We start from the raw sequence: 25935 nt of genomic DNA on the forward strand, positions 1-25935 counted from the left end.
CGCGTCCAGGACGACGGCGCTGGCGATGTTGCCGTACTCGGTGAGGGTGGCCCGGCTGAACCGGAACGCGTGCGGGTCGACCTGAAGGAACTTGCTCAGGTCGTCGAGTATTCGCGGCCCGCCCGCGGGCGCTGCGACTCCTCGCGGCTTCGGCCGCGCGAGCGGGCAGGCACTGTAGAGACAACGGTTTCCCGACCGGGGTAATCCCTAGGCGGTGACAGGCACATGGCACTGGGTTCGACCATGGCCCCGTACGAGTTGCGTTTCGACGCCGGGCGGGTCTGTCTGGATCTCCTCGCGACCACGCATCCCGACGAACGGCTCGACGCACCGGAACCGTTGCGCGCGTGGATCGTCCGATCAGGGCTCGTCCCCGCGGCCACCCCGCTCGCGCACGTCGACTCCGGCTGGCTCGTCGGGTTTCGTGAACTGCGGGGGCAGATCGGGCAGTTGGTGCGCAGAAGTGCCGGTTCCGACGGTCGGCCCTACGACCTCGCCCTCGCCCGCGTCAATGAACTCGCCCGCGCCGCGCCCCCCGCACCCCGTGCCGTACGCGATGAAGAGGGCGTGCTGGTGCGGCAGTTGGACGGGCCGCCGGAGTGCGACGCGCTGCTCGCGGTCATCGCGCGGGACGCCGTGGAACTGCTCACCGATCCCGTCGCGCGGGCCTCGCTGAGGGAGTGCGAAGGGGACAACTGCCCGATCGTCTATCTGGATACGTCCCGGGGACGCCGGAGGCGCTGGTGCTCCAGTGAGGTCTGCGGGAACCGCGAAAGAGTGGCCCGGCATCGTCGGCGCGCGGCGCTCGCCCGAGCCTGAGAATCCCTGACCCGAGTCTGAGAATCCCTTATGCGGCTTCTGTGGAGTGACGGGACGTCAATTGTCGAAGTGATTTCGACAACAGTGCGTTTCACTCCGGCGCGGCACGGGCAGCCCGGGTGATCTTGCTTGTGTGGTGGAAATGTAAAGATCGTACGGTGGGAATGTGCACTCATGTCCCGCTCGTCACGTCACTTCCAAGAAAACTGTCGCCTCACGTTGAACACCCGACCACCCGCCCGCGTACCTCTCCCTGAGCGACCGACTGGGGGAACCCCCGGACACCGGAGGTGGGCGTGCGCAAGGATTCCGTCGTGGCCAATGAACACGCACCGAGGGCCCGACATCGCATGTCCCAGTCCTCGGAACCTGATGAGGAGCTGATGCGTGCCCTGTACCGAGAGCACGCCGGACCCTTGCTCGCCTATGTGTTGCGGCTCGTCGCCGGGGACCGGCAGCGTGCCGAGGACGTGGTGCAGGAGACGCTCATCCGGGCCTGGAAGAACGCCGGCCAGCTCAATCGGGCGACCGGATCGGTACGACCCTGGCTTGTGACGGTGGCACGGCGCATCGTCATCGACGGTCACCGCAGCCGGCAGGCCCGGCCGCAGGAGGTGGACCCGTCGCCGCTGGAGGTCATCCCCGCGGAGGACGAGATCGACAAGGCGTTGTGGCTGATGACACTGTCGGACGCGCTGGACGACCTGACCCCGGCCCACCGGGAGGTGCTCGTCGAGACGTACTTCAAGGGGCGTACCGTCAATGAGGCGGCCGAGACGCTTGGCATCCCCAGTGGCACGGTGCGCTCAAGGGTGTTCTACGCCCTTCGATCGATGAAACTTGCTCTGGAGGAGCGGGGGGTGACGGCATGAGCATTTACGGGGGATACGGAACGGGTAGTCCAGGTTCCATGCAGGGATCTCAGGGCTCGAACGAACACGAGACCGTCGGCGCCTACGCCCTCGGAATTCTCGATGACGCCGAAGCAACCGCTTTCGAGGCCCATCTCGCCACCTGTGAATGGTGCGCCCAGCAGCTCGACGAGCTGGCCGGGATGGAACCGATGCTGGCGGCGCTCGCGGATCTGCCGGGCTCCGGCACCCCCGCGATCGGTGAGTCCCTGTCCGCGAAACCCAGTCCACGGCTGGTGGAGCGGCTGGTCGACGACGTCGGTGACCGCAGGGCCCTGAAGCGGCGGCGCAGTTTCTACATGATCGCCGCTGCGGCGGCCCTGATCATCGCGGGACCGCTGGCCGTCATCGCCGTCAACGGCGGTAACGACTCGGGCGGCAGTGGCAACGTGGCCGTGTCCACCGCGAAGACCACCTTCGACACTTTGTCCGACAAGGTCTCCGCGACGGACAAGACCACCAAGGTCAGCGCGACCGTGGCGATGTCCAAGAAGGACTGGGGCACCCTCGGGGTCGTCGAGCTCAAGAACGTCAAGGGCCCCCTGAAGTGCTCCCTGATCGCCGTCGGCAAGAACGGCGAGCGCGAGACCATGAGCTCCTGGTCGGTCCCGGCCTGGGGTTACGGCATCGCGAACGCCACGAAGGCGGAGGCCAAGAGCCCGCTCTACGCCCAGGGCGGAGCGGCCCTCACGCCGAACGAGATCGACCACTTCGAGGTCATGACCTTCGACGGCAAGAAGCTCGTGCAAGTGGACGCGTAAGCGTGTAGCAACTGGCCGATGTGGCCTGTGGGGTCCGGAACGCGGCAGGTGCGCGTGCCGGGCCCCGCGTCTTTGTCAAGATCCACTCGGCAGGCCCCTCGCTACGGAGGCTTTCTTTCGCGTACGGTTGACGGCTGCCCAGCACGTCAGAAGGGGGCCCGGTGGCCGCACAGGCTCAACAGGAGACCGCGCTCGACACGGTGTCCGACAAATCCGCCCAGGATTCACTACGGGACCGGGAGATCAGCGTCGAACAGGCACACCTGGACCGGGTGTACCGGCGGCTCGAAGAGAAGATCCACGAGGCCGAGTTCCTCATGAACGACGCGGCCAAGCGCGGCCAGGTCGGCACGCCCGGCGCGCTCGCCGAACGGGACGCACAGGTGTTCCGCGCCGGTATCCACCTCAACCGGCTCAACAACGAGTTCGAGGACTTCCTCTTCGGCAGGATCGACCTCCTGCTCGGCAAGGACGGCAAGAAGGGACCCGACGGCGCCTACACCGCCGTGGAACCGGCCGAAGGCGCTGTCCGGGACGACAGCACCGCCGACATCGCCGAGACCCTGCACATCGGACGGATCGGGGTCCTGGACTCCGAGTACGCGCCGCTGGTCATCGACTGGCGGGCGCCCGCCGCGGCGCCCTTCTACCGGTCGACACCGGTCGACCCCGGGCGTGTCGTACGGCGCCGGGTCATCCGGTCCAAGGGCCGCCGGGTCCTCGGGGTCGAGGACGACCTGATGCGGCCGGAGCTGACCGCCTTCCTCGACGACGAGCAGCTCGCCGTCATCGGCGACGGCGCCCTCATGGCCGCGCTCGGCCAGGCCCGCAGCCACACCATGCGCGACATCGTGGCGTCCATCCAGGCCGAGCAGGACCTGGTGATCCGCGCCCCCGCCGCCTCGGTGACGTATGTCGAGGGCGGCCCGGGCACCGGCAAGACGGCCGTCGCCCTGCACCGCGCCGCCTACCTGCTCTACCAGGACCGGCGCCGCTACGCGGGCGGCATCCTCATCGTCTCGCCGACCCCGCTGCTCGTCGCGTACACGGAGGGCGTCCTGCCGTCCCTCGGCGAGGAGGGCCAGGTCGCCATCCGGGCGATCGGTTCGCTCGTCGACGGCGCCGAGGCCACCCTGTACGACTCCCCGGCCGTGGCCCGCGCCAAGGGCTCGTACCGCATGCTCCGTGTACTGCGGAAGGCCGCGCGCGGCGCCCTGGAGGTGAACGATTCGCCGACCCGGCTCAGAGTGGTGGCGTTCGGCCGTCGCCTCGAACTGGAGGCCGCCGACCTGGAGCGCGTCCGGCAGAACGCGCTCAGCGGTACGGCCCCGGTCAACATGCTGCGGCCGCGCGCCCGCAAGCTGCTCCTGGACGCCCTCTGGGAGCGCTCCGGTTCGGCCGGCCGGCACACGGACCCCGAACTGGCCGCCGAGCTGCGCTCGTCCTTCGACGAGGACATCGCGAGCGAGGACGACTTCATCGCGTTCCTCGACGCCTGGTGGCCCGAACTCACCCCGCGCGCCGTCCTGGAGTCCATGTCCGACGAGCGCAAGCTCGGCCGCTGGGCCCGGCGCATCCTCAACCCCGGCGAGGTCCGCAGGGTCGCCCGCGCGCTGAAGCGGGACGGACTCTCGGTCCACGACGTCGCGATCCTCGACGAACTCCAGGCGACCCTCGGCACCCCGGCCCGCCCCCGCAAGCGGCGCGACCTGGACCCGCTGGACCACCTCACCGGCCTGGAGGAGCTGATGCCCGTACGCGAGGAGTCGCAGCGCGAACGGGCCGAGCGGCTCGCCCAGGAGCGCGTCGAGTACGCGCACGTCATCGTGGACGAGGCCCAGGACCTCACCCCGATGCAGTGGCGCATGGTCGGCCGCCGCGGCCGGCACGCCACCTGGACGGTCGTAGGAGATCCGGCCCAGTCCTCCTGGTCCGACCCCGACGAGGCGGCCGAGGCCCGCGACGAGGCCCTCGGCTCCCGCCCCCGCCGCCGCTTCACCCTCACGGTCAACTACCGCAACCCCGCCGAGATCGCGGAACTGGCGGCGAAGGTCCTGGCCCTCGCGATGCCCGGCTCCGAGTCGCCGTCAGCGGTCCGTTCGACGGGAGTGAAGCCCCACTTCGCCGTCGTACGGAACTCGCTCTCCGAGTCCGTCCGCGCGGAGGCCGCCCGGCTGCTCGACCGGGTCGACGGCACCGTCGGCGTGGTCGTCGCCATGAACCGCCGCGAGGAGGCCCGCCGTTGGCTCACCGGCCTCGGCGACCGGGTCGTAGCCCTCGGCAGCCTGGAGGCCAAGGGGCTCGAATACGACGCGACGGTCGTCGTCTCGCCGGCGGAGATCGCCGACGAGTCGCCCGCCGGGCTCCGTGTCCTGTACGTCGCCCTCACCCGCGCGACCCAGCAGCTCACGGTCGTCTCGGCCGAGCGGGACGAGCCGGACGCGAACGGGGTGCCGGACCTTCTCAGGGACTGATCGCGGGGTGCTTCATATGAACTCTCGGGATGGGAATGGTCTTACGGGATCTGTTTGTTAGCCTGGATGTGACACCGGCCCGATCCAAGCCCCCGGGCCCAACCTTCGTCGCTTAGAGCGACCACTTGCCGCGAGGCGAGCATGGCGGGTCGGTGTCATTGCTTGTCAGAGAGGTCCCCGTCACGGGAAAAGTGACGGGGACCTCTTTTTCTTGCGAACAAAACGTTCGCAATCGGGGGTGGCTAACGCCTACCCGGTAGTAGGTGCGACCATCGGAACGCGTACTCAGCTCAACGGTGAAAGCAGAGGAAGTCGGCCATGGCTACGGCGCCCAGCGTCTCCTACTCGATCACGGTCCGTCTGGAGGTGCCCGCGAGCGGAACGGCGGTCTCCCAGATCACCACGGCCGTGGAGTCCCACGGAGGCTCGGTGACCGGCCTCGACGTGACCGCCTCCGGCCACGAGAAGCTCCGGATCGACGTCACCATCGCGGCGACGTCCACGGCCCACGCCGACGAGATCGTCCAGCAGCTGCGCGGCATCGAGGGCGTCACGCTGGGCAAGGTCTCGGACCGTACGTTCCTCATGCACCTCGGCGGCAAGATCGAGATGCAGTCCAAGCACCCGATCCGCAACCGTGACGACCTCTCCATGATCTACACCCCGGGTGTCGCCCGCGTGTGCATGGCGATCGCGGAGAACCCCGAGGACGCGCGCCGCCTCACCATCAAGCGCAACACCGTCGCGGTCGTGACGGACGGCTCGGCGGTCCTGGGTCTGGGCAACATCGGCCCGATGGCCGCCATGCCGGTCATGGAGGGCAAGGCGGCCCTCTTCAAGCGCTTCGCCGACATCGACGCCTGGCCGCTCTGCCTGGACACCCAGGACACCGACGAGATCGTCGCGATCGTCAAGGCGATCGCCCCGGGCTTCGCCGGCATCAACCTGGAGGACATCTCCGCGCCGCGCTGCTTCGAGATCGAGGCCCGGCTGCGCGAGGCCCTCGACATCCCCGTCTTCCACGACGACCAGCACGGCACCGCGATCGTGGTCCTCGCCGCATTGACGAACGCGCTGCGGGTCGCCGGCAAGGGCATCGGCGACATCCGGGTCGTCATGTCCGGCGCGGGCGCGGCCGGTACGGCCATCCTCAAGCTGCTGATCGCCGCCGGCGTCAAGAACGCGGTCGTCGCCGACATCCACGGTGTCGTGCACGCCGGCCGCGAGGACCTGGTGGACGCCAAGCCCGACTCGCCGCTGCGCTGGATCGCCGACAACACCAACCCGGACGGCCTCACGGGCACCCTGAAGGAGGCCGTGCGCGGCGCCGACGTCTTCGTCGGCGTCTCCGCCCCGAACGTCCTCGACGGCGACGACGTGGCCGCGATGGCCGACGGCGCGATCGTGTTCGCGCTCGCGAACCCCGACCCCGAGGTCGACCCCACGATCGCCCGTCAGACGGCGGCTGTTGTGGCCACCGGCCGCTCGGACTTCCCGAACCAGATCAACAACGTGCTGGTCTTCCCGGGTGTCTTCCGCGGTCTGCTGGACGCGCAGTCCCGCACCGTCAACACCGAGATGATGCTCGCCGCGGCGACCGCACTCGCGAACGTGGTGACCGAGGACGAGCTGAACGCGAACTACATCATCCCCAGCGTCTTCAACGACAAGGTCGCCGGCGCGGTCGCGGGCGCGGTGCGCGACGCGGCGAAGGCGGCGGGAGCGGCGGCGGCCTCGACGGCGACCTCCGCGTCGTAGACCACCCGTCCTGGATGCGTCCTGGACCCGTCCTGGAGCTTCGAACGGCGTATGTGCGGCGGTTGTGAGGATCGCCACGGCCGCTCATACATCGGCGCGTCGCGGAACCCGGGGCCTTCGGCGGCCGTTTATCGTGGCGGCCAGGTTTCGGGCCTTCCAGGCCCGGCCCTCGCTGCCGGGAGCCGACGGAGCGTCACCACGCAGAGGGCGTGGCGCTCTTCGTGTGACTCCCAAGGGTGTTCTCGCGACTCCTACGGGTGCCGGATTGGCTTTCCCGCCGCAGGTAGGGGCAGGATGCGTCTTCGGGCGCGAGGGTCTGGACGACGGACCCGGGTCCGGGGACTCACCGAGGACCCTGGCAGCATCGGCTTCACCGTGCCCGATATGCGGCTCCGCCGCGTGGCACGCCTCAACGGCAAGAAGAACACGGGAGTAACAACATGAACCGCAGTGAGCTGGTGGCCGCGCTGGCCGACCGTGCCGAGGTGACCCGCAAGGACGCCGACGCCGTTCTGGCCGCCTTCGCCGAGACCGTCGGCGAGATCGTCTCCAAGGGCGACGAGAAGGTCACCATCCCCGGCTTCCTGACCTTCGAGCGCACCCACCGTGCCGCTCGCACCGCGCGCAACCCGCAGACCGGCGACCCGATCAACATCCCCGCCGGTTACAGCGTCAAGGTGTCCGCGGGCAGCAAGCTCAAGGAAGCCGCCAAGGGTAAGTAGTCCTTCGCGTACGCGACGGGATTGCGTACGAGGCTGAAGTAACGCGAATGGGGCGGCCACCCGGTCAGGGTGGCCGCCCCATCGTCGTACAACCGGCTGCTAGCCGAGAGCCTTGCCCGGGAGTTCGACCTTCGCGCCCAGCTCCATGAGCTTCTCCATGAAGTTCTCGTAGCCGCGGTTGATGAGGTCGATGCCGTGGACGCGGGACGTGCCCTGGGCCGCCAGCGCCGCGATGAGGTACGAGAAGCCGCCGCGGAGGTCGGGGATGACCAGGTCGGCGCCCTGGAGGCGGGTCGGGCCCGAGACGACCGCCGAGTGGAGGAAGTTGCGCTGGCCGAAGCGGCAGTGGGAGCCGCCGAGGCACTCGCGGTAGAGCTGGATGTGAGCGCCCATCTGGTTGAGCGCGGAGGTGAAGCCCAGCCGGGACTCGTAGACCGTCTCGTGCACGATGGAGAGGCCCGTCGCCTGCGTGAGCGCGACGACCAGCGGCTGCTGCCAGTCCGTCTGGAAGCCCGGGTGCACGTCCGTTTCGAGCGCGATGGACTTCAACTGGCCGCCGGGGTGCCAGAAGCGGATGCCCTCGTCGTCGATCGCGAAGGCACCGCCCACCTTCCGGTAGGTGTTGAGGAACGTCATCATCGAGCGCTGCTGCGCGCCCCGGACGTAGATGTTGCCCTCGGTCGCCAGCGCCGCGGACGCCCAGGACGCGGCCTCCAGGCGGTCCGGGAGGGCCGCGTGGGTGTAGCCGCCGAGCGAGTCCACACCGGTGATGCGGATCGTGCGGTCGGTGTCCATGGCGATGATCGCGCCCATCTTCTGCAGTACGCAGATGAGGTCCTCGATCTCCGGTTCCACGGCCGCGTTGGCGAGTTCGGTGACACCCTCCGCCAACACCGCCGTCAGCAGCACCTGTTCGGTCGCGCCGACGGACGGGTACGGCAGCTGGATCTTCGTACCGCGCAGCCGCTGCGGGGCCTCCAGGTACTGGCCGTCCGCGCGCTTCTCGATCTTCGCGCCGAACTGCCGCAGCACCTCGAAGTGGAAGTCGATCGGCCGGCCGCCGATGTCACAGCCGCCCAGACCCGGGATGAACGCGTGCCCGAGCCGGTGCAGCAGCGGACCGCAGAACAGGATCGGGATGCGCGACGAGCCCGCGTGGGCATCGATGTCGGCGACGTTGGCGCTCTCGACGTGCGACGGATCGAGCACCAGCTCGCCCGGCTCCTCACCCGGACGGACCGTCACCCCGTGCAGTTGCAGGAGTCCGCGTACGACACGAACGTCACGGATGTCCGGAACGTTGCGCAGTCGACTTGGCTCACTGCCCAGCAGGGCGGCGACCATGGCCTTGGGTACGAGGTTCTTCGCACCGCGGACACGGATCTCGCCCTCGAGCGGGGTTCCGCCGTGGACAAGCAGTACGTCGTCTGAGCCGTTGACGGTCATGAATCTCGCGTTCCGTGGAGTTGGGCAGGGGCCGAAGACGTAAGCGTAATGGCCGCCCACCCCCCTCCCGTAAGCCCGAGGACCGCTCAGCCACGTCATAGCTGTGTCACAACACGAACCGTTCTCAATCGGGCACATGGGGTCACGGAGGTGATGTGTGCGCCGGGGGTGCCTCCTTCTGCCCTGAGCTGCATTCACTCCCGAACCCGCATTGCCTCCCCCTTCACGGGGAAGATGCGGGATCATGTCTCGCATGACCGAGGTGTCCTCGCTCACAGGGCGGTTGCTCGTGGCAACACCCGCCCTGGCGGACCCGAACTTCGACCGCGCGGTGGTGCTCCTTCTCGACCACGACGAGGAGGGCTCCCTCGGTGTCGTCCTCAACCGCCCGACTCCTGTGGACGTCGGCGACATCCTGGAGGGCTGGGCGGATCTCGCCGGTGACCCGGGCGTCGTCTTCCAGGGCGGCCCGGTCCAGCTGGACTCGGCCCTCGGCGTCGCCGTCATCCCGGGCGGCGCGGCCGGCGAGCGCGCCCCGCTCGGCTGGCGGCGCGTGCACGGCGCGATCGGACTCGTCGACCTGGAGGCCCCGCCGGAGCTGCTGGCCGCGGCGCTCGGCTCGCTGCGGATCTTCGCCGGGTACGCCGGCTGGGGACCCGGGCAGCTGGAGGACGAACTGGTGGACGGCGCCTGGTACGTCGTCGAGTCGGAGCCCGGTGACGTCTCCTCGCCGTCCCCGGAGAGACTCTGGCGCGAGGTGCTGCGCCGCCAGCGCAGTGAGCTGGCGATGGTGGCGACGTATCCGGACGACGCTTCCCTGAACTGAACGACCCTTCGCGGAACTGATGCCGGTGGGCTTCAGTACCCTTGGCCGTATGAGCACTCTTGAGCCCGAGCGCGGGACTGGTACGGGGACCCTCGTAGAGCCGACGCCCCAGGTGTCGCACGGCGACGGGGACCATGAGCGCTTCGCCCATTACGTCCAGAAGGACAAGATCATGGCGAGCGCCCTCGACGGCACTCCCGTGGTGGCGTTGTGCGGGAAGGTCTGGGTGCCGGGCCGCGACCCGAAGAAGTACCCGGTGTGTCCCATGTGCAAGGAGATCTACGAGTCCATGGGCTCGGGTGGCGACGGGGACAAGGGCAAGGGCGGCGGCGACAAGTAGCCGTTCGGCCGGTCTGACTTCGTAAGGCCCTCGGGGCGCGCTTCGGCGTGCCCCGAGGGCCTTTTGCGTGTTTCGACGGCTTTTCGGCGGGCTTTCGCGTGTCACGAAGTGGTTGAGACCTCTTGTGGCCGCGTTCATCTACTCCTTAATCTCCGTGGTGTTGTGCAGAGCGAAACGCCCATTGCATATGTTGCAACGCACGCCCGGATTCCCGGAGGAACGCTCCATGAAGCTCGCCCCCAGATTCGCCGTACTCGTGGCGGCCGCCGCTGTCGTCGCCGGCTGCGCGCCCCAGACCTCCGACAACTCGTCCTCCGACAAGGACGACCAGAGCGGCACCCTGCGGGTGTGGCTCTTCCAGGAGGTCGGCAACGACCCGAAGGCGAAGGTCGTCGACTCCGTGGTCGCCGCCTTCGAGAAGGCGCACAAGGACACCAAGGTCGACGTGGAGTACATCCCGATCGACACCCGCGCCCAGCGCGTGAAGGCCGCCTTCAACGACCCGAAGTCCGCGCCCGACGTCATGGAGTACGGCAACACCGACACGGCCGGCTACGTCCATGACGGCGGACTCCTCGACGTCACCAAGGACTTCGGCGCCTGGAGCGAGGCCAAGGACACCGACCCGACGGCGAAGCAGTCCGTCACGGTCGACGGCAAGATGTACGGCTCCCCGTTCTACGTCGGCGTCCGCGCCCTGTACTACCGCACCGACGTCTTCAAGGACCTGGGTCTGCAACCCCCCAAGACCATGGCCGAGTTGGCCGCCACCGCCCGCAAGATCCACAAGGCGAAGTCCGACCTCTACGGCCTCGTCGTCGGCGGTGCGTACACGTACGGCGCGATGCCCTTCGTCTGGGCCAACGGCGGTGAACTCGCCACGGCCAAGGGGGGTTCGGGGGGCTCGTACACCTCCGCGATCGACAGTGCCGCCGCGCAGAAGGGCATCAAGGCGTACACCTCGCTCTTCACGAGCGACAACTGTCCCGCCGCCAAGTGCGCGGTGATGGGCGGCAACGACACGATCACCGCGTTCGCGGCCGGCAAGGCGGGGATGGCGATCGGGGGCGACTTCAGCCACACGGCTGTCGAGGCGGGCAAGGTCAAGGGCAAGTACGCGGTGGTGCCGTTGCCGGGGGTCGCGTCCGGGTCTGTCGCTCCCGCGTTCGCCGGGGGCAACAACATCGGTGTCCTGAAGAGCACGTCGCACCGCACGCTCGCGGTCGACCTCATGGAGCAGCTCACCTCGAAGAAGACGCAGGCGTCCATGTTCGACGCGATGGGGTTCCTGCCCACGTTCACCGATGTGCGGGATGCGGCTGCGGCGAAGGTGCCGTTCGAGAAGCCGTTCGTGGAGACGTTGGCTGCGGGGACGAAGTTCGTTCCCGCGTCGCCTGGTTGGTCGGAGATCGACTCGTCGTTGGTGTTGCCGACGATGCTGCAAGAGGTCATCAGCGGGAAGAAGAGTGTGGCTGCGGCTTCGGGGGATGCGGCGAAGAAGATGAACTCAGCGTTTAGCTCCGCGGGTTGACCGGTGGCGCCTAATAGCTCGGTTGTTGTGGAGCGTTCGCGGGTGCGGGGGCGTCGTGGCTTGTCGCGCAGTTCCCCGCGCCCCTTGGGTGGGGGGAGTGTGCCTTGGATTTATCTTGCCCCCGCTCTTGTCGTCCTTGGTGGGTTGCTCGTCTACCCCATCTATCAGCTCGGGTTGATCTCCTTCTTCCAGTACACGCAGGCCCAGGTCAGTGGTGGGGAGCCGACGACCTTCGAAGGGTTCGGGAACTACTCCGCGCTCTTCTCGGACAGTCAGTTCTGGCAAGTGCTGGTGGCCACCGTGTTGTTCGCGGGGGCCTGTGTCGTCTCGACGCTCGCTGTTGGGTGTGCGTTGGCGGTGTTGCTCACGCGCGTGCGTGCCCTGCCCCGACTCGTCTTGATGCTGGCCGCGTTGGGGGCGTGGGCCACGCCTGCCGTCACCGGGTCGACCGTCTGGTTGTTGCTCTTCGATCCGGACTTCGGGCCCGTCAACCGGATTCTCGGGCTCGGGGACCACTCCTGGACGTACGGGCGGCTGAGCGCGTTCTTCCTTGTGCTGCTCGAAGTGGTGTGGTGCTCCTTCCCGTTCGTGATGGTGACGGTCTACGCCGGGATCCGTGCCGTGCCCTCCGAGGTGCTGGAGGCCGCCGCGCTGGACGGGGCCTCGCAGTGGCGGATCTGGCGGTCCGTGCTGACGCCGATGCTGCGGCCGATCCTGACCGTCGTCACCATCCAGTCCGTCATCTGGGACTTCAAGGTCTTCACCCAGATCTACGTCATGACCAACGGCGGCGGCATCGCGGGCCAGAACCTCGTCCTGAACGTGTACGCCTACCAACAGGCGTTCGCGTCCTCGAAGTACAGCCTCGGCTCGGCGATCGGTGTCGTCATGCTGCTGATGCTGCTCGCCGTCACGCTGGTCTATCTGCGCCTGCTGCGCAGGCAGGGGGAGGAGCTGTGAGTCTGCTTCGCGGTCTTGTACGACGGCCCTGGCGGCTCGCGGCCGAGGCCTCCGCGCTGCTGATCGCGGTCGTCGTCGCCTTCCCCCTCTATTGGATGGTGCTCAGCGCCTTCAAACCGGCCGGGGAGATCGAGTCGAGCGAGCCCCGGCCGTGGACGCTCGCGCCCTCTCTGGACTCGTTCCGGCGCGTGTTCGGGCAGCAGGAATTCGGCCGTTACTTCGTCAACAGCCTTGTCGTGGCGTGCTCGGTGGTCATCGTCTCGGCACTGATCGCCTTTCTCGCCGCGACCGCGGTGACGCGATTCCGGTTCCGCTTCCGGACCACCCTCCTGATCATGTTCCTGGTGGCCCAGATGGTGCCCGTGGAAGCGCTGACGATCCCCCTGTTCTTCACCATGCGGGGGCTCGGGCTGCTGAACACCCTGGGGTCGCTGATCCTGCCCCAGATCGCGTTCTCGCTGCCGTTCGCGATCTGGATGCTGCGGGGGTTCGTGAAAGCCGTACCGGACGCGCTGGAGGAGGCCGCGTACATCGACGGGGCGAGCCGGACGCGATTCCTGTGGCAGATCCTTTTCCCGCTCGTCTTCCCGGGGTTGGTGGCGACGAGCGTGTTTTCCTTCATCTCGGCCTGGAACGACTTCCTCTTCGCCAAGTCCTTCATCATCAGCGACACTTCCCAGTCGACCCTGCCGATGGCCCTGTTGGTCTTCTACAAGCCCGACGATCCCGACTGGGGCGGGGTCATGGCGGCCTCCACGGTGATGACGATTCCGGTGCTGGTGTTCTTCGTACTCGTGCAGCGACGTCTGGTCTCGGGGCTGGGCGGAGCGGTTAAGGACTGACGTGACCGAACTGATTCCTCAGCCCGGCAGTGTTGCCGCCGGTTCCGGCGAGGTGCGGCTGACGAAGCGCTCCAAGCTCTACGCCGGCGACGCGACGGAAGGCGTCGGCAGCTGGCTGCGCACCGCCCTCCAGCAGGCCACCGGTCTGCCGCTGCACGAGGGGCGGGAGCTCGACGACGCCTGCGACGACGGCATCGGGCTCCAACTCGACCCCGCACTCGGCCCCGAGGAGTACCGCCTCGTCAGCGACTCGAACGGGATCTTCATCGAGGGCGGCAGTCCGGCCGGTGTCTTCTGGGGCGCCCAGACGCTGCGTCAACTCCTCGGCCCCGACGCGTATCGCAGGGCTCCGCTCGACCGCGACCGCACCTGGGCCGTGCCCCACCTCACGATCCAGGACACCCCCCGCTTCGGCTGGCGCGGCCTCATGCTCGACGTCGCCCGGCACTTCATGCCCAAGGAAGGTGTCCTGCGCTACCTGGATCTGATGGCGGCGCACAAACTCAACGTCTTCCACTTCCACTTGACGGACGACCAGGGCTGGCGGGTGGAGATCGAGCGGTACCCGAAGCTCACCGAGATCGGTTCCTGGCGGGCGCGCACGAAATTCGGCCACCGTGCCTCACCGCTGTGGGACGACAAGCCCCACGGCGGCTACTACACGCGGGACGACATCCGCGAGATCGTCGCCTACGCCGCCGAGCGGCATATCACCGTGGTCCCCGAAATCGACGTACCGGGACACTCGCAGGCCGCCATCGCCGCGTATCCGGAACTCGGCAACACCGACGTCATCGACACCAACTCCCTCTCCGTCTGGGACACCTGGGGCATCAACCCGAACGTACTCGCCCCCACTGACAACACCCTGCGCTTCTACGAGGGGGTGTTCGAGGAACTCCTGGAGCTGTTCCCCTCGGAGTTCATTCACGTCGGCGGTGACGAATGCCTCAAGGACCAGTGGAAGCAGTCGGCGACCGCGCAGGCCCGCATCGAGGAACTCGGGCTCTCGGACGAGGACGAGTTGCAGTCGTGGTTCATCGGACACTTCGACAAGTGGCTCTCCGCGCGGGGGAGAAGGCTCGTCGGCTGGGACGAGATCCTGGAGGGCGGTCTCGCGGACGGGGCGGTCGTGTCGTCCTGGCGTGGTTACGAGGGCGGGATCACCGCAGCCCGCGCGGGCCACGATGTCGTCATGTGCCCTGAACAGCACGTGTACTTGGACTGGCGGCAGGCCCCCGGCGAGGACGAGCCGGTGCCGATCGCCCATGTGCGCACCCTGGAGGACGTCTACCGCTTCGAGCCGGTTCCGGAGCAGCTCGGCGAGGACGAGGCCCGTCATGTGCTGGGCGCGCAGGCCAACGTGTGGACCGAGGTGATGGAGGACCACGCACGCGTGGACTACCAGACGTTCCCCCGGCTCGCGGCGTTCGCCGAGGTCGCCTGGAGCGCTCTTCCGGCGCCCGCGGAACGGGACTTCGCCGACTTCGAGCGCCGGATGGCCGCCCACTATCCGCGCCTCGACGCCCTGGGTGTCGCCTACCGTCCGCCCACCGGACCACTGCCGTGGCAGCGACGCCCCGGAGTGCTCGGACGACCCAAGGACGGCCCGCCCCCGAACGCGTAGAACAGGGAAGGGAAAAAGACCCCAAGAGTCACCGTTGAGTGGCAATTCGCGCGTACCGGTGATGCCGTACGAAAACGGACCATCTCCCTGGTGAGATGGGCGAATGCCTCCTAGCGGACCCCCGCGTTCGGGTCTTGCGAAGATGTGCCAGAGTTGCCACGTCCGCCCTGTCAGCACGTACCGTACGGCAGCAACAGGTGGGACCAGGTGGGGCAGCGGGAAGGGGCAGCCGGTTTGACCACGCACGCACCGCAGGCGGGGCAGTCCGTCACGCTGCCCACAACGCTGGACGAGGCCGTGGCGGCGCTCACGGCCCTGCCCACGGCCGTTCCCGTGGCCGGCGGCACCGACCTCATGGCGGCCGTCAACTCGGGGCAGCTCAGGCCCAGCGCGCTGGTCGGTCTCGGGCGGATCAGCGAGATCCGCGGGTGGCAGTACCAGGACGGGCACGCGCTGCTCGGCGCGGGGCTCACGCATGCCCGCATGGGCCGCCCGGACTTCGCCGCCCTCATCCCGGCGCTCGCCGCCTCCGCGCGTGCGGCGGGCCCGCCGCAGATCCGCAACGCGGGCACCCTGGGCGGCAACATCGCCTCGGCCGCGCCCACCGGGGACGCGCTGCCCGTACTGGCCGCCCTGGAGGCGACGCTGATCATCGCGGGCCAGGACGGAGCCCGCCGGGAGATCCCGGTGTCGCACCTCCTGGCCGGTGTCGAGATGCTGCGCGGCGGCGAACTCATCGGCTTCGTGCGCGTGCCGCTGCTGCACGCCCCGCAGGTCTTCCTGAAGGCCACCGGCAGGACAGGACCCGGGCGCTCGGTCGCGTCCGTCGCGGTCGTCCTCGACCCCGCCCGCCGCGGGGTCAGGTGCGCCGTCGGAGCCATAGCGCCGATGCCGCTCAGACCGCTGGACGCCGAACAGTGGGTGGCCCGGCTGATCGACTGGGACAACAGCCGCACGATCGTCCCCGAGGCGCTGAGCGCCTTCGGGGAGTACGTCGCCGCGGCCTGCATCCCCGACCCGGTACCGGCCGAGGACGGCTCCGTGGAACAGCTTCCGCCCGCGGTACTGCACCTGCGGCGCACCGTCGCCGCACTGGCCCGACGAGCACTCGGGAGGGCGCTGTCGTGACCGACGACCAGCACGGAGAGGGCACCCCTCAGGGCGGCGGACGCTGGGACCCGCTGCCCCAGGGCGACTACGACGACGGTGCCACGGCCTTCGTGAAACTCCCCGAAGGGGGCATCGACGCCCTCCTGGCCGCCCCGGGGCACGGCTATGTGCCGCCGCCCATAACGGCCACCCCCGCCCCGGACGCCGACCCTTCGGGCACCGGCTCCTGGGCGGTGCCCGCCGAGGGCGTCCAGTGGCCCGACCCGAACGCCCTACCGCAGCAGGGGACGGCCGGGGGCGACCAGTTCTCGTACCGCCCCGGGTCCACCGGGCAGTGGACCTTCCAGGACACCAACGCGCCGGACGCTGGCGCGGCTCCCGGTGGCGACGTGACCGGGGAGTGGTCGATTCCGGTGGCCGGTGGTGATCTCCCGGACGAATCGGGCGAGTTCACCACGTCGGCCCTGGTCGAGCAGTGGGGCGGCACCCCGCCGGCCACCCTGCCCGGCGGCGCGCCCGCGCCCTGGGCGACGGACGGCGCGGGCCAGAACTGGGCACAGCAGGCGTCCGGTGCGGATGTCGCCGAGCGGCCCGGGACCCGCACGGACGGGCACGGCATGGAACACCCGGCCGACCGGTCGGGGACGGGCGCGACCGGCGAGGTGTCGGCGCAGGCCGCCACCCGGCCGCCCACCGAGGCGACCCGGCAGCCGTACGGCGAACCCGGCGACCCGTACGCGCACACCCGGACCGACGCCGCCGGCGACCCCTACGGCGACGCGCGCGCCGACCGCCACGACGACACCGCCGCCGAACTCGCCGTGGACGACGCACAGTCGGCTCATGGGAGCGATGCGGCGGGCGACGACGGCGAAGGGGCCGCGGAGGGCGCTGAGGGGCCCGCTGAGGCGTCCGCGGCGCTCGAAGCGGCAGAGGGTGCCGACGACGCCCCGGAGGCCGCTGAGGCGCCCGTGACGGCCGTCGAACCCGACGCGCCGGACGAGGACGCCGAGCCGGCCCCGAAGATCCCCGGCGAGGAACACCCGCTCGCCTCCTACGTGTTGCGCGTCAACGGCGCCGACCGGCCCGTCACCGACGCCTGGATCGGCGAGTCGCTGCTCTACGTGCTGCGCGAGCGCCTCGGCCTCGCGGGCGCCAAGGACGGCTGCTCGCAGGGCGAGTGCGGGGCCTGCAACGTCCAGGTCGACGGACGGCTCGTCGCCTCCTGCCTGGTCCCCGCCGTCACCGCCGCCGGCTCCGAGGTCCGTACGGTCGAGGGTCTCGCCGTCGAGGGGCAGCCCTCGGACGTGCAGCGGGCGCTCGCCAAGTGCGGTGCCGTGCAGTGCGGTTTCTGCGTGCCCGGCATGGCGATGACCGTGCACGACCTCCTGGAGGGCAACCCCGCGCCCACCGAACTGGAGGCGCGCCAGGCCCTGTGCGGCAACCTGTGCCGCTGCTCCGGCTACCGGGGTGTCCTGGACGCCGTACAGGAAGTCGTCGCCGAGCGCGAGGCGCACGCCGCTGCGTCCGAACCTGAGTCGGACGGCGACGAGGCGCGTATTCCCCACCAGGCGGGGCCCGGGGGCGGTGGCGTCCACCAGTCGGCGTTCGAGTCCCCGCGCACGCAGGACCAGGTGTACGGCCAGGACGGAGGTCAGGCGTGAGCAACGAAGCCGCCACCGCGACCACGGAGGCCGCGCCCGCCCCGGAGCTGCCGGGCCACGGCCTGGGCGCCTCGCTCCCAGCCGCCGACGCCCGCGCCAAGACCGAGGGCACCTTCCCGTACGCGGCCGACCTGTGGGCCGAGGGCCTGCTGTGGGCGGCCGTCCTGCGCTCGCCGCACCCGCACGCGCGCATCGTGTCCGTCGACACGTCCCACGCGCGCGACATGCCGGGTGTACGGGCCGTCATCACCCACGAGGACGTGCCCGGCAGGGACCGCTACGGCCGGGGGACGGCCGACCGTCCGGTGTTCGCCTCCGAGGTCGTGCGCCACCACGGGGAGCCCATCGCCGCGGTCGCCGCCGACCACCCCGACACCGCGCGGATGGCCGCCGCGGCCATCATGGTCGAGTACGAAGTACTCGACCCGGTGACCGACCCCGAGCAGGCCTTTGAGGCCGAGCCGCTGCACCCCGACGGCAACCTGATCCGGCACATCCCGCTGCGCCACGGCGACCCGGACGCGGCCGCCGACATCGTCGTGGAGGGCCTGTACCGCATCGGCCGCCAGGACCCCGCCCCCATCGGCGCCGAGGCCGGTCTCGCCGTGCCCCGCCCCGACGGCGGCGTCGAGCTGTACATCGCCTCCACGGACCCGCACGCCGACCGCGACACGGCCGCCGCCTGCTTCGGCCTGGAGGCCGACCGCGTGAAGGTCGTCGTCACCGGCGTCCCCGGAGCCACCGCCGACCGCGAGGACCAGGGCTTCCAACTCCCGCTCGGACTGCTCGCGTTGAAGACCGGCTGCCCGGTCAAACTCACCGCCACGCGCGAGGAGTCCTTCCTCGGCCACACCCACCGCCACCCCACGCTCCTGCGCTACCGCCACCACGCCGACGAGGACGGCAGGCTGGTCAAGGTCGAGGCCCAGGTGCTGCTCGACGCGGGCGCCTACGCCGACACCTCCTCGGAGGCCCTGGCCGCCGCCGTCTCCTTCGCTTGCGGCCCGTACGTCGTCCCGAACGCCTTCATCGAGGGCTGGGCCGTCCGCACCAACAACCCGCCCTCCGGACACGTGCGCGGCGAGGGCGCCATGCAGGTCTGCGCCGCCTACGAGGCGCAGATGGACAAGCTCGCCAAGAAGCTCGCCATGGACCCGGCCGAACTGCGCCTGCGCAACGCCATGGCCACCGGTGACGTCCTCCCGACCGGCCAGACGGTGACCTGCCCGGCGCCGGTCGCCGAACTCCTCCAGGCCGTACGGGACTTCCCGCTGCCGCAGCTCCCCAAGGACACCCCCGAGGACGAGTGGCTGCTGCCCGGCGGCCCCGAGGGCGCGGGCGAACCGGGCGCGGTGCGCCGGGGCGTCGGCTACGGCCTGGGCATGGTGCACATGCTCGGCGCCGAGGGCGCGGACGAGGTCTCCACGGCCACCGTGAAGGTCCACGACGGCATCGCGACCGTGCTGTGCGCGGCCGTAGAGACCGGCCAGGGCTTCACCACGCTGGCCCGGCAGATCGTCCAGGAGACCCTGGGTATCGACGAGGTGCACGTCGCCCCTGTGGACACCGATCAGCCGCCCGCCGGCCCTGGTTGCCGCGGACGTCACACCTGGGTATCGGGCGGCGCGGTCGAACGGGCCGCGAAAATGGTCCGCACCCAGCTCCTCCAGCCCCTGGCGCACAAGTTCGGGATGTCGACCGAGCTGCTCCAGATCACCGACGGCAAGATCACCTCCTACGACGGTGTCCTCTCGACCACTGTCACCGAGGCCCTGGACGGCAAGGAACTGTGGGCCACCGCCCAGTGCCGCCCGCACCCGACCGAGCCCCTGGACGAGGCGGGCCAGGGCGACGCCTTCGTAGGGCTCGCCTTCTGCGCGATCCGCGCGGTCGTCGACGTCGACATCGAACTCGGCTCCGTACGGGTCGTCGAGTTGGCACTCGCCCAGGACGTCGGCCGCATCCTGAACCCGACCCAGCTGGTCGCCCGTATCGAGGGCGGCGTCACCCAGGGCGTCGGCATCGCGCTGACGGAGAACCTGCGCACCGCGCGCGGGTTGATCCGCCACCCCGACCTCACCGGCTACGCGCTGCCCACCGCCCTGGACACCCCCGACATCCGGATCGTGAAACTCGTCGAGGAGCGCGACGTGGTCGCCCCCTTCGGGGCGAAGGCGGTCAGCGCGGTGCCGGTGGTCACGTCCCCGGCGGCGATCGCGTCCGCGGTGCGCGCCGCGACGGGCCGCCCGGTGAACCGGCTGCCGATCCGCCCGCAGGCGGCGGTGGTGACGGCGACGACCGATCAGTACGGGCAGTACGGGCACGCCGAGCAGTACGGGCACTGAGCGGCTGGCGTGACGCAGCGGGTCCTTGAAGGGGTCGTCCTGATCACCGGCGTGATGGCCGCCGGCAAGTCGACGGTCGCGCAGGCACTGGCGGAGCGGCTGCCGAGGGCGGCGCACGTCCGGGGTGACGTCTTCCGGCGGATGATCGTGTCGGGGCGCGAGGAGTACGTTCCCGGCGCGGGCGGCGAGGGTGATGCCGCCGGCGCGGCCCGCGAGGGCGAGGCCCAACTCCGGTTGCGGTACCGGCTGGCGGCGGCGACGGCGGACGCGTACGCGGAGGCCGGGTTCACGGCGGTCGTCCAGGACGTGGTGCTGGGCGCGGAGTTGCCGGCGTACGTCGACCTGATCCGCACCCGCCCCCTGCACGTGATCGTCCTCGCCCCGACCCAGGCGACCGTGACGGCACGGGAGGCGGGCCGGGCGAAGACCGGATACGGCGCGTGGACGGTCGAGGAGCTGGACCGCGGGCTGCGGACGGAGACTCCGCGCATCGGCCTGTGGCTGGACAACTCCGGGCTGACGGTGGGGGAGACGGTGGACGCGATCATCGAGGGACGGGAACGTTCGCGGGTGGTTTGAGCGTCTGATGAGGTGAGGACGTTTCGGACGTTTCGCGTCCTCCGCGGTTCTGTGAGGCGTTTTCGCTGGTCAGGGCCATTGTCAGTGGTGCCGCGTAGTGTTCTGAGCAGTGGGGACGGCAGCAGGACACTGATGCCGCACGGGGGAAGTTTCATGCACGGGGGAGCAATGAGCGGGACCGACGCCGGTGCTACGGCGACCATGATCACCTTGACTGAGGACGACCTCGATCCGTACATCACGCACGCGTCGACGCGCCGCTGGCTGACGGGTCCCGGACTGCCGGGCGACAGCGGCCTGTTGACGTTCGAGGAGCTGCGCAGGCAGGGCCTGCGGACGGTGGCGGACTCGTTGGGTGACCCCGCCCCGCTGGCGGAGGAGCTCCGGGACCAGTTGGTCATAGGCGCGCTCTGGGGACCCGACGGCGGTGAGGCGGAGTCGATCCTGCTGGACGGCGAGACGGGCGAGATCGCGACGACGTACTTCTTCCACGACCGCCCGGACCTGATGGAGACCGGCCCGCTGGCCCCATCGATCGAAACGCTGACGCGCCTCACGACGACCACGGACGAACTGACGGCCCTGCGCGGCCAGTTCGCGTCCTACGAGGGCCGTCACGGCACGAAGACGGCGGCGGAGGCATCACGCCAGCTCCTCGCGGTGTTCGAGTCGGAGACGGACGGCGAGGTGCCCCCGTTCTGGAAGGCGGCGGCCCTGATCCGCCCGCTGGCGTTGGTCGCAGGACCGGGCACGACGTCGGGGCTGACCCTCGACATCCCGGCCCGCCTCCTGGACCAGGAGTTCGGCCAGGGCACGGTCGCGCGCTTCGAGGAGGTCGACTTCCCCGCCACCCTCACCCACGAGCCGACCCGCCGCTTCCTGCGCGAGACGGGCCTGCCCGAGGACGCGTTCCTCTTCCACCTGGACACGGACGTCCCGCTCCCCACCCTCGCCGAGTTCTACGAGGACGAGCCGGCAGAGGAACTCCCGTCCCGCGCCGACCAGTTGATCCGCCTAGGCTCCCTCATCGAGGACAACAGCCTGGTGGTGGACGGCGCGACGGGCGAGATCCTGACGTGGAGCGAGCCGGAGACGACGCTGGCTCCCCTCAACACGGACGTCTCGACCCTCGCCTTCACCCTCTGGCTGCTCCACCGCGAGAAGGCGATCGACGCGGACCTGTCGGGCGAGCTGACGGCGGAGGCGTACGACCAGTTGGCGACAACGATGCTCCAGACGCTGTCGAAGGTGGACCCGACGGGGATGGGCGCCCGGAAGGCCGGCCCGCACTACTGGACGGAGGCGTTCCAGGACGAGGCGGGCGGGGTGCTGTGACGCGCGCGTAGGCGGCCGAGGAATTCGTTCGCGCCGGGTGAGCCGAGCCGTTACCGTCCGCCTGGTTGGGGTTGGGGCGCGAGACGGCGCAAGGGCGAGGGGGACTGGACATGGAGACCGAGAGCGGCGTACGGACCGACCGACTGGGCCTGCTGCTGGATCAGTTCGACAAGGCTCGCGAGATGGCCCAGGTACGGCTGAAGGGGCTCGGCGACGAGGAGTACCTCTGGGAGCCGGCGCCCGACTGCTGGTCGCTCCGGCGTCGCGGCGAGGCGGTGACACCCAGGGCGTTCGGGCCGGGGGAGTGGGTGCTCGACCTGGGCGCGGCGGACATCCCGGCGAGCGAGTACGCGGAGGTGGCCCGCCAGGCCGCCGACGGCATGACCGTCGCGAAGATCGCCGACGACTGGAGCGTGACCGTCGAGCGGGTCGAAGAGATCCTCGCCCACACGGGCGAGCCGGAGCCCGACACGACACCGATCACGACCATCGCGTGGCGCCTGGGCCACCTGCACTTCGAGTTCGCGGGCGCGTGGGAGTGGACGTTCGGTGAGCGGCGCCAGGACCCGAAGCAGATGGTCGACTTCAGCCCCTCGGCGACCCTGACCCTCGACCGGTTCTGGCCGGTGATCGACCGCTGGCGCGCAGCCGTGGCCACGGTCACGGAGGACCAGTTGGACGTGGTCGGCCTCTCCCAGTACCCGTACGGCTCCGACCCGGACGACCCGTATGTCTCTGTGGTGGCGGGATCGAGCCTGGAGTTCATCCACCACATGGCGGAGATCGCGCTGCTGCGGGACCTGTGGCGGGCGCGGGCTGCGGAATGAGGGTGCGAGTGAGGGGCAAGTCCGAGTCGCCTCAGGGGTGTTCGACCGGGGGAGGTGCGGCACCTCACGCCTGGGCGAGGGGCTCGGCGGGAACGCCGGCACCGAGCGCGGCATCTTGCAGCGCCGTGATGCGCTCGATCACGAGCCCCGCCAGTACAGCAGCCGCGATCATGAGCGCCTCCTCCACCACCAGGAAGGCCATCGAGCCCGGGGCCACCCGACCCGCGACCACGAGCACCAGAGCGTGCGCGATCCAGGCGGCCCACCACACGTTCACCAGGGTCGTGTCCCGCTTCTCCTCCCAGGACGCGGAGCTCGCGCGCCCGATGGCGAGGACGATCCCGCGGGGGACGAAGAGGTTGGCCACCGGAATGAACCACATGCCGATCGTCCGGCCCCGACTCGGAACCGAGGCTTCGGGCGACAACTCCTGGGCGTTGCGCCGGGATTGGGCGAGCCAGACGAGGAACAGCACGATCGCGAGAGTCGTCAGATAGACGAAGACCATGGAGACGAAGCCCGACTCGGACGCGTCCGTGCTGTGTAGGTAACGATCCCGGGCCGCCGCCGCACGGAACACGTCCGCCACGGCGGCCGCGCCTATCGCCACCTGCGCGGAACGGACAAGGATCCGGGGAGCTCTTCGGGCGGTACTCGTCATCGACTTCGGCCTGTCTCGGAGGCGTGCGCGGCCGCGGCGGACGCCGGGGCGGAGTGATCATAGGGGCTGATCGCCGCACGCGCGTACGATTTCCGGGTCCTTGGTCCAGGACTTCGGCCGGTCACCCCGCTGTAGGGCTCCGCGGAACCTCACCGCGCACGAACCCGTGACTCCGCTCCACCTTCGCCACATGCAGCGTGTAACTCTCGTACCACTGGTCTTGCCCGCGTTTCTGCGCCGCACGGTGCTCGGCGTTGGTCCGCCACTCCGTGAGGGCGTCGGCGTCGCGGAAGTACCCGACGGTGATGCCCAGCCCGCCCGGAGTCTGCGCGTGGTCCATCCCCAGGTACCCGGGGATGTCCTTCACCAGGTCCTCCATACGCGCGTTGGTCTCGCCGTAGCCGCTCTGCACCTGGGTTCGCACCGTGGTGAACACGGCGACGTAGTAAGGGGGTTCATAGGCCTCGACGGGCGCGACAGGGGCTTCGGAGTGATCGCTCATGGCGTCACGGTAGGGCGGCACGCACCCGACATCGATGCCGAGAGGCCGACGGGCACGTGGCACCGCCGCCTGGTCGGGCGGAGGTCATCGCCACGGTGGCCGACGTCAACGACAAGCTCGCGACGCCGAGCCGCCGGTCGGCGCCCGGCTGCTTCGGCCGGGATCACCGGTCGGAACGGGCCAGCAGACCGGTCAGGTAGATCGTGATCGAACGCTCGAGCGTCGCGGCGAAGGGCGTGCGGAGGAAGACGAGGCTCGGATCGCCGGCGTAGGCCTCACGCACGGCCGCCGCCGGATGGCTGTGGGTCCACAACGCTCCGACGAGAACGATCGTCATGCTGGCGGCTTCGGCGGCCTCCCGGTCGCCGAGCTCGGGCAGGACCTCCCGCAGCATGCCTGCCAGACCGGAGAGACCGTCGTGGGCCCCCCGCTTGTATCTCGCGGCCACCTCGGCGGAGACATTGTGCTCAAGGATGCCGGCCTGGGCGCTGAGCAGTTCGCAGAGCATCTTCCGGGACGCGAACGATGCGGCCAGACCTGATGCCACCGACTCGGCCCGCGTGATCGCGGAACCGGTCCGGTCGACGTGGGCGGGCAGCTGATCGACCACCTCCGTCAGAAAATCGCGGGTCAGGCTCTCCAAGAGCTCCAGCAGGACCGCCTCTCGCGACTCGAAATAGCGCATGACGTTGGACTTCGCCAGTCCCACGCGGCGGCTGAGCTCATTGAGGCTCACGGCTGAGACCGGCATCTCACTGAGCATCGTCGCCGCCGTCTCCAGGATGCTCCGGCGGCGTACTTCGCGCTGCTCCTCGTTTCTGGCGCGCTGGAACGTGTTCATGCCGACATATTACAGACCCCCGGTCCCTTGCGTAGAGACCGCAGGTCTCTTATGCTCGAAGAGTCCGAAGAGCCCACCGGTCTGTTAGGCGGATCGGGTTCGACATCAGATCCATGACTCGTGAGGAACCGAAATGACGAAGAAAGTAGCCCTGGTCACCGGCGCCTCCTCAGGCATCGGCGAAGCCACCGCCCGACAGCTCCAGAAGGCCGGCTTCATCGTCTACGGCGCGGCCCGGCGCACCGACCGGATGAGCGACCTGGCGGCGTCGGGCGTACGCACGCTCCCGCTCGACGTCACCAGCGAGACCTCGGTCGGCGACGCGGTCGCCGGGATCATCGCGGCCGAGGGCCGCATCGACGTTCTCGTCAACAACGCCGGCTACGGCTCCTACGGCGCGCTGGAGGACGTACCCATGGAGGAGGCCCGCGCCCAGATCGAGGTGAACGTGTTCGGCCTGGCGCGGCTGACCCAGCTGGTCCTGCCGCACATGCGCGCCCAGCACAGCGGCACCATCGTGAACATCAGCTCGATGGGCGGCCGCTTCGCCACGCCCCTGGGCGCCTGGTACCACGCCAGCAAGTACGCCGTCGAAGGCCTCAGCGACGCGCTGCGCCTGGAACTCAAGCGGTTCGGCATCGACGTCGTCATCATCGAGCCCGGCTCCATCCGGACCGACTGGGGCGCGATCGCGGCCGGCAGGCTGCGTGCCACCTCCTCCGACGGGCCGTACGCCGAGCAGGCCGACGCGATGGCCACGTCCCTGGAGCGAAGCTCGCGGCCCGGCAACCGTATGGCCTCACCCGCCACCGTCATCGGCAAGGCCGTGACCAAGGCGGCGACGGCCCGGCGTCCGCGCACCCGCTACCGCGTCGGTTTCGGAGCGAGCCCCCTCATCTTCCTCAGCAGGCTGTTGCCGGACCGCACTTTCGACGCGCTCGTCAAACGCTCGTCGGGTGTACCGGCGTGACAGCCCCCGCGCTGAAGCCAACTCCGCAGAATCCGGGACCAGTTCAGAGGAATCCGGGCCCAACTCCGAAGCATCCGGGCCCAA

23 protein-coding genes and 1 pseudogene are annotated in these 25935 nt (G+C 69.8%); 19 read left to right on the forward strand and 5 right to left on the reverse strand.

Features of this window, described 5'->3' with window-relative positions; translation table 11 throughout:
* Positions 1–126: pseudogene (locus tag ACNFOC_RS20090) on the reverse strand (type III polyketide synthase); the annotation flags it as partial.
* A 99-nt stretch (positions 127–225) separates the two neighbouring features.
* On the opposite strand from ACNFOC_RS20090, the gene ACNFOC_RS20095 reads away from it, so the two are divergent.
* The 6 genes from ACNFOC_RS20095 (at position 226) to ACNFOC_RS20120 (ending at position 7445) form a co-directional block, all read left to right on the forward strand.
* Positions 226–819, forward strand: coding sequence for a CGNR zinc finger domain-containing protein (locus tag ACNFOC_RS20095; protein WP_416960465.1), 594 nt, complete (start codon positions 226–228; stop codon positions 817–819).
* 350 nt (positions 820–1169) lie between these two features.
* A complete protein-coding gene (locus ACNFOC_RS20100; protein ID WP_019056398.1) occupies positions 1170–1691 on the forward strand; it encodes a sigma-70 family RNA polymerase sigma factor in 522 nt (173 codons plus the stop codon).
* Positions 1692–1729: 38 nt separating this feature from the next.
* On the forward strand, positions 1730–2491 hold the full coding sequence (locus tag ACNFOC_RS20105) for an anti-sigma factor family protein (RefSeq protein WP_416960466.1): 762 nt from the start codon (positions 1730–1732) through the stop codon (positions 2489–2491).
* Between the two features lie 161 nt (positions 2492–2652).
* Positions 2653–4965: a HelD family protein gene (locus tag ACNFOC_RS20110; RefSeq protein ID WP_416960467.1), complete on the forward strand. Its 2313-nt coding sequence runs from the start codon at positions 2653–2655 to the stop codon at positions 4963–4965.
* 318 nt (positions 4966–5283) lie between these two features.
* The gene (locus ACNFOC_RS20115; protein ID WP_416960468.1) at positions 5284–6723 is read left to right on the forward strand and encodes an NAD-dependent malic enzyme; all 1440 of its coding nucleotides are present in this window, start codon (positions 5284–5286) and stop codon (positions 6721–6723) included.
* Positions 6724–7163: 440 nt separating this feature from the next.
* Entirely contained in the window at positions 7164–7445 is a 282-nt protein-coding gene (locus ACNFOC_RS20120) for an HU family DNA-binding protein (protein WP_019056394.1), read from the forward strand.
* 99 nt (positions 7446–7544) lie between these two features.
* On the opposite strand, the gene murA is transcribed toward ACNFOC_RS20120, so the two are convergent.
* Positions 7545–8891, reverse strand: coding sequence for a UDP-N-acetylglucosamine 1-carboxyvinyltransferase (gene murA / locus ACNFOC_RS20125; RefSeq protein WP_416960469.1), 1347 nt, complete (start codon positions 8889–8891; stop codon positions 7545–7547).
* Between the two features lie 253 nt (positions 8892–9144).
* On the opposite strand from murA, the gene ACNFOC_RS20130 reads away from it, so the two are divergent.
* From ACNFOC_RS20130 to ACNFOC_RS20185, 12 genes are all read left to right on the forward strand, one after another.
* Positions 9145–9717, forward strand: coding sequence for a YqgE/AlgH family protein (locus tag ACNFOC_RS20130; RefSeq protein ID WP_416960470.1), 573 nt, complete (start codon positions 9145–9147; stop codon positions 9715–9717).
* Positions 9718–9766: 49 nt separating this feature from the next.
* The gene (locus ACNFOC_RS20135) at positions 9767–10057 is read left to right on the forward strand and encodes a DUF3039 domain-containing protein (RefSeq protein WP_026150330.1); all 291 of its coding nucleotides are present in this window, start codon (positions 9767–9769) and stop codon (positions 10055–10057) included.
* 226 nt (positions 10058–10283) lie between these two features.
* Positions 10284–11588, forward strand: a complete 1305-nt coding sequence (locus ACNFOC_RS20140) for an extracellular solute-binding protein (protein WP_416960471.1) — start codon at positions 10284–10286, stop codon at positions 11586–11588.
* Positions 11589–11630: 42 nt separating this feature from the next.
* Positions 11631–12548: a carbohydrate ABC transporter permease gene (locus tag ACNFOC_RS20145; RefSeq protein WP_416960472.1), complete on the forward strand. Its 918-nt coding sequence runs from the start codon at positions 11631–11633 to the stop codon at positions 12546–12548.
* Positions 12545–13390: a carbohydrate ABC transporter permease gene (locus ACNFOC_RS20150; protein ID WP_329250742.1), complete on the forward strand. Its 846-nt coding sequence runs from the start codon at positions 12545–12547 to the stop codon at positions 13388–13390. The genes ACNFOC_RS20145 and ACNFOC_RS20150 overlap by 4 nt, the downstream gene beginning before the upstream one ends.
* A 1-nt stretch (position 13391) precedes the next feature.
* Positions 13392–15017 (forward strand): beta-N-acetylhexosaminidase, encoded by a 1626-nt coding sequence (locus tag ACNFOC_RS20155; RefSeq protein ID WP_416960473.1) that lies wholly within the window; start codon positions 13392–13394, stop codon positions 15015–15017.
* 234 nt (positions 15018–15251) lie between these two features.
* Positions 15252–16145, forward strand: a complete 894-nt coding sequence (locus ACNFOC_RS20160) for an FAD binding domain-containing protein (RefSeq protein ID WP_019056386.1) — start codon at positions 15252–15254, stop codon at positions 16143–16145.
* Positions 16142–17791, forward strand: a complete 1650-nt coding sequence (locus ACNFOC_RS20165) for a 2Fe-2S iron-sulfur cluster-binding protein (RefSeq protein WP_416960474.1) — start codon at positions 16142–16144, stop codon at positions 17789–17791. The genes ACNFOC_RS20160 and ACNFOC_RS20165 overlap by 4 nt, the downstream gene beginning before the upstream one ends.
* Positions 17788–20136: a xanthine dehydrogenase family protein molybdopterin-binding subunit gene (locus ACNFOC_RS20170; protein WP_416960475.1), complete on the forward strand. Its 2349-nt coding sequence runs from the start codon at positions 17788–17790 to the stop codon at positions 20134–20136. The genes ACNFOC_RS20165 and ACNFOC_RS20170 overlap by 4 nt, the downstream gene beginning before the upstream one ends.
* A 9-nt stretch (positions 20137–20145) precedes the next feature.
* Positions 20146–20715, forward strand: coding sequence for an AAA family ATPase (locus ACNFOC_RS20175; protein WP_416960476.1), 570 nt, complete (start codon positions 20146–20148; stop codon positions 20713–20715).
* Positions 20716–20883: 168 nt separating this feature from the next.
* Positions 20884–22050 carry an SUKH-4 family immunity protein gene (locus ACNFOC_RS20180; protein WP_416960477.1) on the forward strand — a complete coding sequence of 389 codons (1167 nt, stop codon included), beginning with the start codon at positions 20884–20886 and terminating at the stop codon, positions 22048–22050.
* Positions 22051–22160: 110 nt separating this feature from the next.
* Complete coding sequence (locus ACNFOC_RS20185) at positions 22161–22877, forward strand: DinB family protein (protein ID WP_416960478.1); 717 nt, start codon at positions 22161–22163, stop codon at positions 22875–22877.
* A 64-nt stretch (positions 22878–22941) separates the two neighbouring features.
* On the opposite strand, the gene ACNFOC_RS20190 is transcribed toward ACNFOC_RS20185, so the two are convergent.
* From ACNFOC_RS20190 to ACNFOC_RS20200, 3 genes are all read right to left on the reverse strand, one after another.
* Complete coding sequence (locus ACNFOC_RS20190; protein ID WP_416960479.1) at positions 22942–23538, reverse strand: DUF4328 domain-containing protein; 597 nt, start codon at positions 23536–23538, stop codon at positions 22942–22944.
* A 121-nt stretch (positions 23539–23659) separates the two neighbouring features.
* A complete protein-coding gene (locus ACNFOC_RS20195; protein ID WP_416960480.1) occupies positions 23660–24040 on the reverse strand; it encodes an antibiotic biosynthesis monooxygenase family protein in 381 nt (126 codons plus the stop codon).
* Positions 24041–24203: 163 nt separating this feature from the next.
* A complete protein-coding gene (locus tag ACNFOC_RS20200; RefSeq protein ID WP_416960481.1) occupies positions 24204–24881 on the reverse strand; it encodes a TetR/AcrR family transcriptional regulator in 678 nt (225 codons plus the stop codon).
* A 133-nt stretch (positions 24882–25014) separates the two neighbouring features.
* Here ACNFOC_RS20200 and ACNFOC_RS20205 point away from each other — a divergent pair, with 133 nt between their 5' ends.
* Positions 25015–25851: an oxidoreductase gene (locus ACNFOC_RS20205; protein WP_416960482.1), complete on the forward strand. Its 837-nt coding sequence runs from the start codon at positions 25015–25017 to the stop codon at positions 25849–25851.
* Positions 25852–25935: the final 84 nt, after the last annotated feature.

The organism is Streptomyces colwelliae, assembly GCF_048158785.1.
Lineage (GTDB): Bacteria > Actinomycetota > Actinomycetes > Streptomycetales > Streptomycetaceae > Streptomyces.

Coding starts and splice junctions, on each gene's coding strand:
- ACNFOC_RS20095 (WP_416960465.1), top strand. CDS start 226: ATGGCACTGGGTTCGACCATGGCCCCGTACGAGTTGCGTTTCGACGCC.
- ACNFOC_RS20100 (WP_019056398.1), top strand. CDS start 1,170: ATGTCCCAGTCCTCGGAACCTGATGAGGAGCTGATGCGTGCCCTGTAC.
- ACNFOC_RS20105 (WP_416960466.1), top strand. CDS start 1,730: ATGCAGGGATCTCAGGGCTCGAACGAACACGAGACCGTCGGCGCCTAC.
- ACNFOC_RS20115 (WP_416960468.1), top strand. CDS start 5,284: ATGGCTACGGCGCCCAGCGTCTCCTACTCGATCACGGTCCGTCTGGAG.
- ACNFOC_RS20120 (WP_019056394.1), top strand. CDS start 7,164: ATGAACCGCAGTGAGCTGGTGGCCGCGCTGGCCGACCGTGCCGAGGTG.
- murA (WP_416960469.1), bottom strand. CDS start 8,891: ATGACCGTCAACGGCTCAGACGACGTACTGCTTGTCCACGGCGGAACC.
- ACNFOC_RS20130 (WP_416960470.1), top strand. CDS start 9,145: ATGACCGAGGTGTCCTCGCTCACAGGGCGGTTGCTCGTGGCAACACCC.
- ACNFOC_RS20135 (WP_026150330.1), top strand. CDS start 9,767: ATGAGCACTCTTGAGCCCGAGCGCGGGACTGGTACGGGGACCCTCGTA.
- ACNFOC_RS20140 (WP_416960471.1), top strand. CDS start 10,284: ATGAAGCTCGCCCCCAGATTCGCCGTACTCGTGGCGGCCGCCGCTGTC.
- ACNFOC_RS20180 (WP_416960477.1), top strand. CDS start 20,884: ATGAGCGGGACCGACGCCGGTGCTACGGCGACCATGATCACCTTGACT.
- ACNFOC_RS20185 (WP_416960478.1), top strand. CDS start 22,161: ATGGAGACCGAGAGCGGCGTACGGACCGACCGACTGGGCCTGCTGCTG.
- ACNFOC_RS20190 (WP_416960479.1), bottom strand. CDS start 23,538: ATGACGAGTACCGCCCGAAGAGCTCCCCGGATCCTTGTCCGTTCCGCG.
- ACNFOC_RS20195 (WP_416960480.1), bottom strand. CDS start 24,040: ATGAGCGATCACTCCGAAGCCCCTGTCGCGCCCGTCGAGGCCTATGAA.
- ACNFOC_RS20200 (WP_416960481.1), bottom strand. CDS start 24,881: ATGAACACGTTCCAGCGCGCCAGAAACGAGGAGCAGCGCGAAGTACGC.
- ACNFOC_RS20205 (WP_416960482.1), top strand. CDS start 25,015: ATGACGAAGAAAGTAGCCCTGGTCACCGGCGCCTCCTCAGGCATCGGC.